Origin of the sequence: Actinacidiphila glaucinigra, from assembly GCF_900188405.1 — a bacterium.
In the GTDB taxonomy this organism is placed as follows: domain Bacteria; phylum Actinomycetota; class Actinomycetes; order Streptomycetales; family Streptomycetaceae; genus Actinacidiphila; species Actinacidiphila glaucinigra.
The window spans coordinates 1-12,856 of sequence record NZ_FZOF01000003.1 but is presented as its reverse complement, the minus strand read 5'-3'; the positions used below and the strand labels follow the sequence as shown (position 1 = coordinate 12,856).

Here is a 12,856-nt window from a genome sequence, read left to right as displayed (position 1 = left end):
GGTGCCATGTCCCGACGTCACACCGCTCCCTCCAGCAGCGCCGAGGAGCTGTTGAACACACTCGGACAGCTCACCGGCCGCATCCTGGAGCGGATCAAGATGCAGCAGGCTCGGGTGGAGCTGGCAGCCGCCCTGCAGCGGCACACCCTCGGCGCCGCCCTCCCCGCCGTCCGGGGGCTGCGCGTGGCGGGCCGGTACGCCCCTGCCCGCGACGGGCTCGACATCGGCGGCGACTGGTACGACGTGTTCCCCATGCCGGACGGCACCGTCGGCTGCGCGATCGGTGACGTTCAGGGCCACGACGTCGAGGCCGCCGCCTACATGGGCCAGGTGCGCACCTGCCTGCGCGCCGTCGCCGTCGCCACCACGGAACCGGCGGAGGTGCTCGCCCGCACCAACGACCTGCTGATCTCCATGGGATCCGGGCTCTTCGTGACCTGCACCTTCCTGCGCTTCGACCCGGAGAGCCGCGAACTGGTCGACGCCCGCGCCGGGCACGTCCCGGCGGTGTGGGCCACCGACGACGGCCGCTGCGAGGTCGTGCTGGACGAGGGCGGCCTGCCTCTGGGCATCCTCGACGGCGAGAAGTACCCGTCGAGCCGCCGTGTCCTGTCCGGCACCGGTGCCTTCGTGCTGGTCACCGACGGGGTGGTGGAGGGCCCCGGCCATCCGATCGACGAGGGGCTGGCCCGCGTGGCGGAGCTGGCCGCAGCCGGCTGCTCCGCCGACCCCGACGAGCTGGCCGCCCGGGTGATCGCCGTGGCCGACCTCACCGGCCACAGCGACGACGCCGCGGTGCTCGTCCTCGGGCACGGCGGCCCCCGCGGGACGGCGGCCCCATGACCGCGGGCGGGTACGCGCAGGGGCTGCGGCGCCACCGGGCCACGGCCCTGTGGGTGCTGGTCATGGCCGCCGCGTACTACGGCGGGGCCCGCATCGGACTGGAGCAGCAACTGGTGCGCGGTCAGGTCACCCCGATGTGGCCGCCGACCGGGATCGCACTGGTCGGCCTGCTGCTCGGCGGCATCCGGCTGTGGCCCGGGATCGCCATCGGCGCGTTCGCCGTCAACATCATGATCGGGCCGTCGTTCCTGCCCGTGCTGGGGATCGTCGCGGGCAACACGCTCGCCCCGGTGTGCGCCGTCCTGCTGCTGCGCAGGGTGGGGTTCCGCGTCGAACTCGACCGGCTGCAGGACGCGCTCGCCCTGGTCTTCCTCGGCGCGCTCGGCGGCATGCTGATCAGCGCGACGATCGGCAGCGGCGTGCTGGTGGCCTCCGGGGCCGTACCGGCCGGCGACTTCTGGCCCACCTGGTCGGTGTGGTGGACCGGCGACGCGATGGGGGTGCTGGTGATCGCGCCGCTGCTGCTCGTGCTGCGCACCGCCCGGCTGCCGCGCGGGGTCCCGGCGTACCGCTGGGCGGAGGCGACGGCCCTCCTGGCGGGCACCGCGCTCGTCACGGTGGTGGCCACCCACAGCACACCAGGGCTGCTCTTCCTCGTCTCTCCGCTGCTGATCTGGGCCGCGTTCCGCTTCCAGCTGGCGGGCGCCGCGCCCTGCGCCCTGATCACCTCGCTCATTGCGATCGACGCCGCCGCGGCCGGGTCCGGCCCGTTCGCCGGGCTCGACCTGTTCGCCAAGATGGCGACCCTCCAGGCCTTCAACGGGTCCGCCGCGCTGACCGCCCTGCTGCTGTCGGCGACCGTCACCGAACGGGAGCACACCCGCCGCGAGATCGAGCAGGTCTGCCGCAGGCTCGGCGAGGCGCTGTCGCGGCTCGCGCCCGACGAGAAGATCGAGCACTGGGCGGCCGTGCCGCCCGGGGAGCGCGGCCACGACTAGCGGTGCCGTTCCGCGCGTCCTCCCGGCGGGGTGGCGCTACTTTGAGAGGGGGCCCCACGAGGGCCGCCACAGCGGACGGAGGTGCCGGTGGGGACTGGCGGCGGCAGCAAGGACGCCGAGGGCCTGCCACGGTTGCAGCTCGACGAGTTGCTGGACGAGCTGCAGTCGCGCATCGACGCGGTGCGGGGGACGCGTGACCGTGTGCACAGCCTGCTGGAGGCGGTGCTGACGGTCGGACGGGAACTGGATCTGCCGCAGGTGCTGCGGCGGATCGTGGAGGCCGCCGTCCTGCTCGTGGACGCCGAGTACGGGGCGCTCGGCGTGATCGGCGACGACGCGCGGCTGGCCCAGTTCCTGACGGTGGGCGTCGGCGACGAGCAGATCGAGGCCATCGGGCCGCTGCCCTCGGGCCACGGCATCCTGGGCGAGCTGATCCGCCGCCCGGCCCCGTTGCGGCTGGAGGAGATCGGGCAGCACCCGGCCTCGTACGGCTTCCCGCCGAACCACCCGCCGATGCACTCGTTCCTGGGGGTGCCGATCCGGGTCCGCGACGAGGTGTTCGGCAACCTCTATCTGACGGAGAAGCGGGGCGGCAAGGAGTTCGACGGCGAGGACGAGACGGTGCTGTCCACCCTCGCGGTGGCGGCCGGGGTGGCGATCGACAACGCCCGGCTGTACGAGGAGGCCAGGTCGCGGCAGCGGTGGCTGGAGGCGAACGCGGAGATCACCCGGGGCCTGCTGTCGGGCATGGGGGAGAACGCGGTGCTGGAGCTCATCGTGGAGCACGCACGGCGGATCCTCGGCGCGGACCTGGGGGTGCTGGCCCTGCCGGCCGGGAGCGGCGGGATCACGATGGTGATCGCCACCGGCATCGACGCCGACGCCCACCGGGGGCTGACACTGCCGTGCGAAGGATCGTTCACCGGGGCGGCCATGGCCGCGAACGAGCCGCTGACCAGCGTCGACATCCAGCGTGACCCCCGGGTGGTGGCGGGCCCGCCCCGGTTCGAAGGTCTGGGCCCCGCGGTGGCGGTGCCGATGGCGACCCCGCAGGGGGTGCGCGGGGCGCTGCTGCTGGCCCGTGCCGAGGGGGAGGTGCCGTTCACGGAGGCGGAGACGGCGCCGCTGCTGGGCTTCGCCGGCTCGGCGGCCCTGGCGATGGAACTGGCCGAGCGCCGGCGGTCGGCCGAGCAGCTCGTCCTCCTGGAGGACCACGACCGGATCGCCCGTGACCTGCACGACCTGGCGATCCAGCGGCTGTTCGCGACCGGGATGACGCTGCAGAGCGCGGTGCGGTTCGTGGACCATCCGCAGGCGAGCGAGCGGCTGCTGCGGGCCGTGGACGACCTGGACGAGACGATCAAGATCATCCGGTCGACGATCTTCGGGCTGCGCAGCCACGACACCGGCCCCGCCCGCCAGGGGCTGCGGGTGCGGACGGCGAAGGCGGTGGAGGAGGCGGTGCCCGCCCTGGGCTTCACCCCCTCGCTGCGCATGGAGGGCCTGATCGACACCGACGTGCCCGCCGCGGTCGCCGAGCACGTGGTGGCGGTGCTCGGCGAGGCCCTGTCGAACGTGGCCCGCCACGCGAGCGCCCGCACCGCGGACGTGTCCCTCGTCGTCGGCTCGGGCACGCTGACCCTCGCCGTCAGCGACGACGGGGTGGGCATCCCCGAGGGCGGGCACCGCAGCGGACTGGCCAACCTCGCGCAGCGCGCGCTGAGGCTCGGCGGCACGATGACCCTCGAAACGCCCGGCCGGGGCGGCACCCGCCTGGTCTGGCGAGTGCCGTCGGACGGTGGCCGTACGCGCTGATCAGCCGCGCTCCACGGACCCGCGGACCGGTACCCGCGGCGCGCAGTCCCCGGTCGCCGCGGCGCCGAACCGGATCAGCATCTGCACCAGGCCCGGCCCGTAGTCCGTGGTGCGCATCGCCGCCCGCAGGTCCGGCCACTCCATCGCCTCGTGCAGCAGCGTCGCATGGACGGTGTGCGCCGTCGCGAGGAGCACCACGCGCTCCATCGCCTGCCCCGCCCGCAGCCAGTCCGCGCACGAGTCGTCGGGCGTGGTCAGCACGGCGACCAGCGGCCTCCGCCCGGGATCGAGCGAGGCGGCGGCGCCGGCCCCGGAGTCCTCGTGGACCCGGCCGCCGGAACCGGCGGCGCGGCCCACGTCCGTCTCGCCGCGCTGCTCGGCCTCCGCCGTCAGCCGCAGCAGCCGCAGCGTCTCCTCGGTGCGCGGCAGGGTCAGGGAGGCGCCCTCCGCGTGGGCGGCGTCGATCAGCTCCAGCACGACCGCCCCGGTCGGGCAGTGCGCGAAGTACGGCGTACGGCAGCTGTGCCGGCGCCAGATGGCGTCGTACAGGTCCCGGTACGGGCTGTCGCCGACGTGCCGCGGGCCGATCGGGCGCACCGAGGCGAGCAGATCGGGGTCGCCGGGCACGGGCAGCAGCTGAACGGCCGGCTCCCAGCCGAAGTGCGCCAGGGCGACCCGCAGGTTGAACACCGCGGCGCCGACGGACACGTGCAGGGCCCGGGCAGCCGCCTCCGGCTCCGGCACCCCCGGTGCGGGGACCGCGCGGACCTGGAAGGTGCCGGTGTCCGGATCGAGACGGTAGCGCCAGGGCCGGCTGCCGCGGAACGAGGGCGCCGCGACGGCGGCGGAGATCAGCTTCTCCAGGGTCGCCCCGTTGAGTGTGGTGGGATTCATGACGCGCTCCCTCCGGCCGGCGCGTCTCCCACCCTGCACGCCGCGGTGCCCCGCGGGGAGGGCCGACCGGCCCCACCGCGTGGGCCGCCGGGGCACCCTCGCGGGACCGCCCGCACGGTGGCGGGATCCCCGCGGGCGGGCTCGGCGGCTGCGTCGCTTGCCGCCCGCCTGCGGAGCGCGCCAACGTCACCGCCGCACTGGGACCTACCCGCGGCGGCGCGGTCGTTCAGGGGCCGGAGCCCGGCGCGCCACCCGGTGTCCGGTGCTGCGTGGCGAGTACGGCCGCCTGGATGCGGCGCTCGACGCCGAGCTTGCCCAGCATCCGGGAGATGTGGTTCTTGACCGTCTTCTCCGACAGGAACAGCCGTTCCCCGATCTGCCGGTTCGTCAGCCCCTCGCCGATCAGCTCCAGGATCTCCCGTTCGCGCGGGGTCAGCCCGGCCAGCGCCTCGTCCTGCGGTTCCGGCGGCTGCTCCTGCTCGCGCAGGCTGTTCATCAGGCGGGCGGTGGTCGCGGGGTCCAGCATCGACTGGCCGGAGGCCACCGTGCGGACCGCGGAGACCAGGTCGGAGCCCTTGATCTGCTTGAGCACGTACCCGGCGGCCCCGGCCATGATCGCGTCCAGCAGCGCGTCGTCGTCGTCGAAGGAGGTCAGCATCAGGCACGCCAGTCCCGGCATGCGCGAGCGCAGCTCGCGGCAGACGCCGATGCCGTCCCCGTCCGGGAGGCGCACGTCGAGGATCGCCACGTCCGGCCGCAGTGCCGGGGCGCGCGCCAGGGCGTGGTCGACCGTGCCGGCCTCCCCGGCGACCTCGATGTCCGGTTCGGCGTCGAGCAGATCGTGCAGTCCGCGCCGCACCACCTCGTGGTCGTCGACCAGGAACACCCTGATCGGCGCCCGTTCGGTGAACTCCCGTGCCTCACTCATCCCGGCCCCCAGGGCATCCGTTCCCGATTTCCCGATCTCGCGGCCGCGCGCCGCCCGGGGTCCAGCAGACACGCCCTCGCGCGCCGCCGCCACCGGTGCCGCCCGATCCCCGACCGGGCCACGCGTCCTTCAGCGCACCGTGCTGGCGCTGCCCTGAGGCCCGTACAGGTCGAGGAGCCGGGTGCGGGCCCCCTGCAGCCGGTGCGCGACGATCTGCGCGACCCGCCGGGCCACCGCGCGCCCGAACACCGCGTCGGCCTCGCACAGCGCCCGTACCACCGTGGCGTCGAACTCGTCGGCCCGCACCGGACTCTGCGTCCGCGCGCCCAGGTGCCAGGAGTACGGCGGGAAGAGCCACGAGCAGCCGAGCAGGTCGCCCGGGCCCAGGGTCTCGACCACGGCGGGCTGCCGGCCGGGCACGTGCAGGTCGAGCGCGACCGAGCCGGTGCGGATGATCCAGAAACGGTCGGCCCGGTGCCCCTCCTCGAAGATCCGGGACCGGGCCGGGAAGGACACGTCGCGCGCGAGTTCCAGCAGCCGCCCGCGGGTCTCCGGGGGCAATGCGTCGAGCAGGCCCGTCGTGGTGGTGGTCATCGCGTCCTCCCTCTCGTCCGGTACGCCCTCACCTCCAGGGTCCCTCCGCCACATGGGGTGCGAGGAGGGGCCGACCGGCCCCAACGCGGGGGTCGTCGGGGAGGATGGGCCCATGCCGTCCGCCGTCTCCACGCCCGCCCCGCCGCCTGGGAGATCCGCCGCCAAGCGCGGCAGGCGCGGACTCCTGCCGGGGCTGACCACCCTGCTCGGCTACCGCAGGGCCTGGCTGCGCGGCGACCTGCTCGCCGGCGTCACGGTGGCGGCGTACCTCGTGCCGCAGGTCATGGCCTACGCCGAACTGGCCGGGCTGCCGCCGGTGGCCGGACTGTGGGCCACCCTCGCCCCGCTCGCGCTGTACGCCCTGCTGGGGTCGTCCCGGCGGCTGTCGGTCGGCCCCGAGTCGACCACCGCGCTGATGACGGCGACCGCGATCGCGCCCCTGGCCGCCGGCGACCCCGGCCGCTACGCCGTGCTCTCCGCTGCGCTCGCCGTCGTGGTCGGCCTGCTGGCCGTGGTGGCGTGGGCGGTACGGGCGGGCTTCGTCGCCGACCTGCTGTCCCGGCCCGTGCTCGTCGGCTACCTCGCCGGAGTCGCGTGCATCATGATCATCGACCAGCTGCCCAAGCTGACCGGGGTGCCCGTCGAGGGCGAGGCGTTCTTCCCCCAGCTGGTCTCCTTCATGACGCACCTGCCCCAGGCGCACGCGGGGACGGTGGCCTTCGCCGCGTCCGCGCTGCTCTTCCTCTTCCTCGTCCAGCGGTACGTCCCCCGCGCCCCCGGGCCGCTGCTCGCCGTGGTGGCCGGCACGGTCGTCGTCGGCGTCTTCGGCCTGGAGGCGCACGGCATCGCCGTCATCGGCGAGGTCCCCTCCGGGCTGCCCCGGCCGGCCCTGCCCACCCCCGGCGACCTGGAGCGGCTGCTGCTGCCCGCGGTGGGCGTGCTGCTCGTGGGCTACACCGACTTCGTGCTCACCGCGCGGGCCTTCGCCGGCCGGGACGCCGACCGCCTCGACAGCAACCAGGAGTTGCTCGCCCTGGGCGCCGCCAACCTCGGGTCGGGCGTCCTGCACGGCTTCCCCGTCAGCAGCAGCGCCAGCCGCACCGCGCTCGGCGCCTCCGCCGGCAGCCGCACCCAGCTGTACTCCCTGGTGACGCTGGTGGCGGTGGTCTGCGTCCTGCTGTTTCTCAACCCGCTGCTGTCCGCGATGCCCTCCACCGTCCTCGGCGCCATCGTGGTCTTCGCGGCCTGCCGGCTGGTCGACGTCTCCGGTTTCCGCCGCCTGGCGTCGTTCCGGCGCCGTGAACTGCTGCTGGCCCTCGCCTGCCTGGTGGGCGTGCTCGCGCTGGACATCCTGTACGGCGTGATGGTCGCCGTCGCCCTGTCGGTGGCCGAGATGCTGATCCGGGTGGCCCGGCCGCACGACGCCGTCGAGGGGCTGGTGCCCGGTCTGGCCGGCATGCACGACGTCGACGACTACCCCCAGGCCCGCACGATCCCCGGCCTGCTCGTCTACCGCTACGACTCGCCGCTGTTCTTCGCCAACGCCGAGGACTTCCGGCGCCGGGCCCTCGCCTCCGTCGACCGGCAGCACGACCCGGTGCGGTGGTTCGTCCTCAACACCGAGGCCAACGTCGAGGTCGACATCACCGCCCTGGACGCCCTGGACGAACTGCGCCGCGAACTCGCCGACCGGGGCATCGTCCTGGCGCTCGCCCGCGTCAAACAGGACCTGCTGGACGACCTGGACGCCTACGGGCTCTCCGAGTCGGTGGGCCGGGAGCGGATCTTCCCCACCCTGCCCACGGCGGTCGACGCCTACCGCGCCTGGGCGGAGGACGGCGCCGACGGGGGCGGGAACGGGTCCGCCGGGAGCGGGGACGGGGCGCACTGACGGGAGCGGGCCCCACGGCGCCACCGTGAGGAGCACCCTGTGGGAAGGCCGCCACGGCACCGCGCCGCGGCCGCCGCCGAGGGGGACGCGTATGACCAGGCGGAAGCGGCAGGAAGCCCCGGAGAACCCGGACGTCCTGGCACCCGAGGAGGTGTCGGATTCCGAACGACTGCTGTTCGGCGGGCCGTTGCGGTACGACATGGGCTGGAACAAGCACGACGGCTCCTTCCTGGAGCTGGGGCTGCGCGCGATGATCCGGCGGCTGCCGCAACTTGTCGCCACCACCGTGCGCCTGGCCCACCGGGCCGATCCACGGGCCCTGCGCGTCGTGGCGCTGGCCGAGGCGGGCCGTGGTGTCGCCCAGGCGGTGGGCCTGGTCGCCGTCAACTGGGTGCTCTCCCGGCTGCTCGTGCCCGGCGGGACCGCCGAGCGGCTGACCGGCGCCGCCCCGGCGCTGGCGCTCGTGGCCGGCGCCGCGCTGACCGGGGCGCTGCTGCGCTCGGCCTCCACCGCCGGCACCGGTAAGCTGGAGCCGACCGTGGAACGGGCGGCCACCGAGATGTACCTGGAGCGGGTCGCCCGCGTGGAGCTCGCGGCCGTCGAGGACGACGAGTTCCACAAGCTCCTGGACTCGGCGTCCTGGGGCGCCGCGTCCGCCCGACGAATGATCAACTTCTGCTCGTCGGTGGTCAACGCGCTGATCTCGCTGGTCGCGGCGGCCGGCGTGCTCACCGTCCTGCACCCGGGACTGCTCCCGCTGCTGGCGCTGATGACCCTGCCCAGCGCCTGGAGCGCGCTCACCATCGCCCGGCGCCGCTACATCTCCTTCCACAACTGGGTGCAGCACGCCCGCGCGGGACAGCTGCTGGGACGGCTGCTGATCGAGACGCAGGCGGCGCCCGAGGTCCGGGTCCACGACCTCGGGCCCTTCCTGCTGGGGCACTTCAGGGCGATGGCCGAGAACGGCGAGCGCGAGCAGACCCGGCTGGCGCGGCTCGCGGCGCGCACCGGACTGGTCGCCTCGGCGTGGACGGGGGTGGCGACCGCGGCCACGTACGGCGCGCTGGGCGCGCTGCTGTGGAGCGGGGCGATGGCGCTGTCCGTGGCGGGCACGGCGGTCATCGCCATCCGCAGCGGGTCCTCCGCCCTCGACCGGCTCGTCGTCCAACTCGGCTATCTGCACGAGGAGGCGCTGTTCGTCGCCGACCTGGAGCGGCTGTGCGCCGAGGCGGACCGCCGGGTGATCCCGCCGGGCGGGCGCGACCTGCCGGAGCGGGTCGAGGCCATCCGGTTCGAGAAGGTCACCTTCAGCTACCCGGTCACCGCCGCCGAGCCCGGCACCCCGCTCGTGAAGCCGCCGGCCCTGTGCGAGGTCGACGTCACCATCCCCGTCGGCCGGGTCGTCGCACTCGTCGGACGCAACGGCAGCGGCAAGACCACCCTGGCCAAGCTGCTGTGCGGGCTGTACACACCGGACTCCGGACGGATCCGCTGGGACGACGTCGACGCGGCCGAGGCCGACCGGCGGCAGATCACCGACCGGATCGCCCTGGTCTCGCAGGACGCCTACCGCTGGCCGTTCACCGCGCGGGTCAACGTCGGCATCGGCCGCCCCGACGCCTTTCTGACGGACGAACGCCTCGACGCCGCCGCCCGCTACTCCGGCGCCGACGAGGTCGTCGCGGGCCTGCCCCGCGGCTGGGACACCCTGCTGGGCCGCGGGTACAAGGGCGGCCACGAGATATCCGGCGGCCAGTGGCAGCGGCTCCAGCTCAGCCGGGCCCAGTACCGCGACGCCCGCATCCTCATCGTCGACGAGCCGACCAGCGCCCTGGACGCCCAGGCCGAGCAGCGGGTCTTCGACCTGATCCGGGAGCTCGCCGCCGACGGGCAGACCGTCGTGCTGATCACGCACCGCCTGCACAGCGTCCGCCACGCCGACGTCATCTACGTTCTGGACCGGGGGCGCGTCGTCGAGCACGGTGCCTTCGCCGACCTGATGCGGCCGGGGGCGGGCACGGGCGACTTCCGTGAGATGTACCTGCTGCAGTCCCGCCAGTACCAGCACCCCGAGCACAACTGACGTACGGGACGGCCCCGTCGCGCGCACGGCCGGTGCCGCGCGCCGGGGCCGGCGCGGCTACCAGCCGTGCGCGGTCGCGGGCGGCTCGCAGAGTTCGAAGACGAGCTCGCCCGTGTCCGCGACGGCCGTACGGGCCACCCGCACGCGCGCGCCGCTGCGCACGTGCATCGGCAGGGCGCCGACGATCCGGCCCCGCACCGAGAACCCCTCGGAGAGGTCGACGACGGAGGTGTCCCGCATCGAGCGGACGATCACCCCGGTGCCGTCGCTGAGCACCTCGTCGAGCTCCGTGGAGGCACAGGTGGGGCAGAGGAGGCGCTGGAAGGCGGTGTTGCCGCACCAACGGCAGCGCTGGAGCAGCAGCCCGCCGTCAACCGATTCGTGGTGCGCGTCGAGAGTCCGGTCATCCATGGCGGACACCATATGGCACTGAGTGCACTTTGGGAAGGCACTGAGTGCCTTAAGTGGGGGACCCCTCCTCCGCCAGGCCCGCCTCGATCTCCCGGACGACCCGCCACATGGGCGTCCGCCGCTTGGTGATCACGATCACCACGTCGTCCTCCGCCTCCGGGGGGCCCTGCCGCGTGGCGCCCTCCCCGTTCCAGGCGGCGCGCACGAACTCCAGCGCGTGGTCCACGGCCGCGCCGGCGTCGCCCTCCGCGCCCGAACGCAGCCAGGTGCGCAGGCCGTTGTTGTGGGCGGCGACCACGGCGGCCGCGATCACGTCGGCCCGGAGCTTTCCGTCGGGGCGGTCCGCGTAACGCGCCCCGAGGTAGTCGGCGAGCGCGCGTTCGTAGCGCCACACGACGGAGAGTTCGTACGCCCGCAGACCGGGCACCTGCTTGGTGAGCCGGTAGCGCTGCACGGAGAAGGTGGGGTTCTCGGCGTACATGCCGAGCACCAGGCGCGCCGCGTCGCAGACCCGTGCCACCGGGTCGTCCCCGTCGGCGCTGGCCTCCAGGAAGCGGGTCATGTCGGCGAGCGCGCGCTCGTGGTCGGGGAAGACCACGTCTTCCTTGGAGGGGAAGTAGCGGAAGAACGACCGGCGCCCGACGCCGGCGAGCGCGACGATGTCGTCGATCGTCGCCGCCTCGTAGCCGCGTTCCAGGAAGAGCTGGAAGGCCGCGGCGACGAGGGCGTCCCGCATCGGGGGCTTGGTGGTCATGGAGGCGAACCTAACACCGGGGAACCGTCGATCGATGGCACTGAGTGTGCATAATTGAGGGTACTCGATGCCATGGCAGCCTGACGCGGACTGGAGTAACGGACGTGAGTGACAATTTCGACCTCTTCCGGACGTCGGAGGAGCACGACATGCTCCGGGACGCGGTGCGTTCCCTCGCCGAGGCGAAGATCGCCCCGTTCGCGGCGGAGGTCGACGAGCAGGGCCGGTTCCCGCAGGAGGCGCGGGACGCGCTGGAGGCGAACGACCTGCACGCGGTGCACGTGCCGGAGGCCTTCGGCGGCGCCGGTGCGGACGCGCTGTCGACGGTGATCGTGATCGAGGAGGTGGCGCGGGTGTGCGCCTCGTCCTCGCTGATCCCCGCGGTGAACAAGCTGGGCTCGCTGCCGGTGCAGCTGTCGGGCTCGGAGGAGCTGAAGGCGAAGTACCTCGGGGCTCTGGCCCGTGGCGAGGGGATGTTCTCGTACTGCCTCTCCGAGCCGGAGGCCGGCTCCGACGCGGCGGGGATGAAGACGCGCGCGGTGCGTGACGGGGACTTCTGGGTGCTCGACGGCGTCAAGCGGTGGATCACCAACGCGGGCGTGAGCGAGTTCTACACCGTCATGGCCGTGACCGACCCGGACAAGCGCTCCAAGGGCATATCGGCCTTCGTGGTGGAGAAGGGCGACGAGGGCGTGTCCTTCGGCGCCCCGGAGAAGAAGCTGGGCATCAAGGGGTCGCCCACCCGCGAGGTGTACTTCGACAACGTACGCATCCCCGCCGACCGGATGATCGGCGCCGAGGGCACGGGCTTCGCCACGGCGATGCGCACCCTGGACCACACGCGCGTGACGATCGCGGCGCAGGCGATCGGCATCGCGCAGGGCGCGCTGGACTACGCCAAGGGCTATGTGAAGGAACGCAAGCAGTTCGGCAAGGCGATCGCCGAGTTCCAGGGCATCCAGTTCATGCTTGCGGACATGGCGATGAAGCTGGAGGCGGCGCGGCAGCTGACCTACGCGGCGGCGGCGAAGTCGGAGCGCTCGGACGCGGACCTGACCTTCTTCGGCGCGGCCGCCAAGTGCTACGCGTCGGACGCGGCGATGGAGATCACCACGGACGCCGTGCAGCTGCTGGGCGGTTACGGGTACACGCGCGACTACCCGGTGGAGCGGATGATGCGCGACGCGAAGATCACCCAGATCTACGAGGGGACCAACCAGGTCCAGCGCATCGTCATGGCCCGCAACCTGCCGTAGTCGGCAAACCGAGAGTGTGGAGGGACATCAAGTGAGCTTGAGGATCGTTGTCGCGGTGAAGTACGTGCCGGATGCCACGGGGGATCGTCATTTCGCGGGGGATCTGACCACGGATCGGGATGCGGTGGATGGTCTGCTGTCGGAGCTGGATGAGTATGCGGTGGAGCAGGCGCTGCAGATCGCTGAGGCGTCGGGTGATGCCGAGGTGACGGTGGTGACGGTGGGTCCGGAGGATGCGAAGGACGCGTTGCGCAAGGCGTTGTCGATGGGTGCGGACAAGGCGGTGCATGTCGAGGACGGCGGGCTTCACGGTAGTGATGTGATGGGGACGTCGTTGGTGCTGGCGAAGGCGGTTGAGCACGCGGGGTTCGATCTGGTGGTGACGGGGA

General features: G+C 73.4%; 12 protein-coding genes. 7 read left to right on the top strand and 5 right to left on the bottom strand.

What is annotated here, in order from left to right:
* The first annotated feature begins 6 nt into the window (after positions 1–6).
* The 3 genes from CHF15_RS06825 to CHF15_RS06815 all read left to right on the top strand — a co-directional run bounded on the left by CHF15_RS06825 (position 7) and on the right by CHF15_RS06815 (position 3,656).
* On the top strand, positions 7–843 hold the full coding sequence (locus CHF15_RS06825) for a PP2C family protein-serine/threonine phosphatase (protein ID WP_089222732.1): 837 nt from the start codon (positions 7–9) through the stop codon (positions 841–843).
* Positions 840–1,841 (top strand): MASE1 domain-containing protein, encoded by a 1,002-nt coding sequence (locus CHF15_RS06820; protein WP_089222731.1) that lies wholly within the window; start codon positions 840–842, stop codon positions 1,839–1,841. Before CHF15_RS06825 ends, CHF15_RS06820 begins: the two co-directional genes overlap by 4 nt.
* Positions 1,842–1,928: 87 nt before the next feature.
* The gene (locus tag CHF15_RS06815; protein WP_089222730.1) at positions 1,929–3,656 is read left to right on the top strand and encodes a GAF domain-containing sensor histidine kinase; all 1,728 of its coding nucleotides are present in this window, start codon (positions 1,929–1,931) and stop codon (positions 3,654–3,656) included.
* Here CHF15_RS06815 and CHF15_RS06810 read toward each other — a convergent pair whose 3' ends face one another.
* The 3 genes from CHF15_RS06810 to CHF15_RS06800 all read right to left on the bottom strand — a co-directional run bounded on the left by CHF15_RS06810 (position 3,657) and on the right by CHF15_RS06800 (position 6,072).
* Complete coding sequence (locus tag CHF15_RS06810) at positions 3,657–4,550, bottom strand: nitroreductase family protein (protein ID WP_089222729.1); 894 nt, start codon at positions 4,548–4,550, stop codon at positions 3,657–3,659. It lies immediately after the preceding gene.
* Between the two features lie 226 nt (positions 4,551–4,776).
* Entirely contained in the window at positions 4,777–5,478 is a 702-nt protein-coding gene (locus tag CHF15_RS06805) for a response regulator (RefSeq protein ID WP_089222728.1), read from the bottom strand.
* A gap of 129 nt (positions 5,479–5,607) precedes the next feature.
* Positions 5,608–6,072 (bottom strand): Crp/Fnr family transcriptional regulator, encoded by a 465-nt coding sequence (locus tag CHF15_RS06800; protein WP_089222727.1) that lies wholly within the window; start codon positions 6,070–6,072, stop codon positions 5,608–5,610.
* 112 nt (positions 6,073–6,184) lie between these two features.
* Here CHF15_RS06800 and CHF15_RS06795 point away from each other — a divergent pair, with 112 nt between their 5' ends.
* Positions 6,185–7,963: a SulP family inorganic anion transporter gene (locus CHF15_RS06795; protein WP_089222726.1), complete on the top strand. Its 1,779-nt coding sequence runs from the start codon at positions 6,185–6,187 to the stop codon at positions 7,961–7,963.
* Positions 7,964–8,054: 91 nt separating this feature from the next.
* Entirely contained in the window at positions 8,055–10,046 is a 1,992-nt protein-coding gene (locus tag CHF15_RS06790; protein ID WP_089222725.1) for an ABC transporter ATP-binding protein, read from the top strand.
* A gap of 57 nt (positions 10,047–10,103) precedes the next feature.
* Here the strand turns inward: CHF15_RS06790 and CHF15_RS06785 are convergent, their stop codons facing one another.
* Positions 10,104–10,457: a Zn-ribbon domain-containing OB-fold protein gene (locus CHF15_RS06785; protein ID WP_089222724.1), complete on the bottom strand. Its 354-nt coding sequence runs from the start codon at positions 10,455–10,457 to the stop codon at positions 10,104–10,106.
* 49 nt (positions 10,458–10,506) lie between these two features.
* Positions 10,507–11,211, bottom strand: coding sequence for a TetR family transcriptional regulator (locus CHF15_RS06780; RefSeq protein WP_089222723.1), 705 nt, complete (start codon positions 11,209–11,211; stop codon positions 10,507–10,509).
* A 104-nt stretch (positions 11,212–11,315) separates the two neighbouring features.
* Here CHF15_RS06780 and CHF15_RS06775 point away from each other — a divergent pair, with 104 nt between their 5' ends.
* Both CHF15_RS06775 and CHF15_RS06770 read left to right on the top strand, forming a co-directional pair.
* Positions 11,316–12,467: an acyl-CoA dehydrogenase family protein gene (locus tag CHF15_RS06775; RefSeq protein ID WP_018560929.1), complete on the top strand. Its 1,152-nt coding sequence runs from the start codon at positions 11,316–11,318 to the stop codon at positions 12,465–12,467.
* Positions 12,468–12,498: 31 nt separating this feature from the next.
* The coding region (locus CHF15_RS06770) for an electron transfer flavoprotein subunit beta/FixA family protein (protein WP_410169623.1) at positions 12,499–12,856 on the top strand (358 nt) is incomplete at its 3' end.

What these genes read in the sequence shown, in the direction of transcription:
- CHF15_RS06795 (WP_089222726.1), top strand. Translation starts at nt 6,185, where the DNA reads ATGCCGTCCGCCGTCTCCACGCCCGCCCCGCCGCCTGGGAGATCCGCC.
- CHF15_RS06820 (WP_089222731.1), top strand. Translation starts at nt 840, where the DNA reads ATGACCGCGGGCGGGTACGCGCAGGGGCTGCGGCGCCACCGGGCCACG.
- CHF15_RS06785 (WP_089222724.1), bottom strand. Translation starts at nt 10,457, where the DNA reads ATGGATGACCGGACTCTCGACGCGCACCACGAATCGGTTGACGGCGGG.
- CHF15_RS06805 (WP_089222728.1), bottom strand. Translation starts at nt 5,478, where the DNA reads ATGAGTGAGGCACGGGAGTTCACCGAACGGGCGCCGATCAGGGTGTTC.
- CHF15_RS06790 (WP_089222725.1), top strand. Translation starts at nt 8,055, where the DNA reads ATGACCAGGCGGAAGCGGCAGGAAGCCCCGGAGAACCCGGACGTCCTG.
- CHF15_RS06810 (WP_089222729.1), bottom strand. Translation starts at nt 4,550, where the DNA reads ATGAATCCCACCACACTCAACGGGGCGACCCTGGAGAAGCTGATCTCC.
- CHF15_RS06780 (WP_089222723.1), bottom strand. Translation starts at nt 11,211, where the DNA reads ATGACCACCAAGCCCCCGATGCGGGACGCCCTCGTCGCCGCGGCCTTC.
- CHF15_RS06825 (WP_089222732.1), top strand. Translation starts at nt 7, where the DNA reads ATGTCCCGACGTCACACCGCTCCCTCCAGCAGCGCCGAGGAGCTGTTG.
- CHF15_RS06800 (WP_089222727.1), bottom strand. Translation starts at nt 6,072, where the DNA reads ATGACCACCACCACGACGGGCCTGCTCGACGCATTGCCCCCGGAGACC.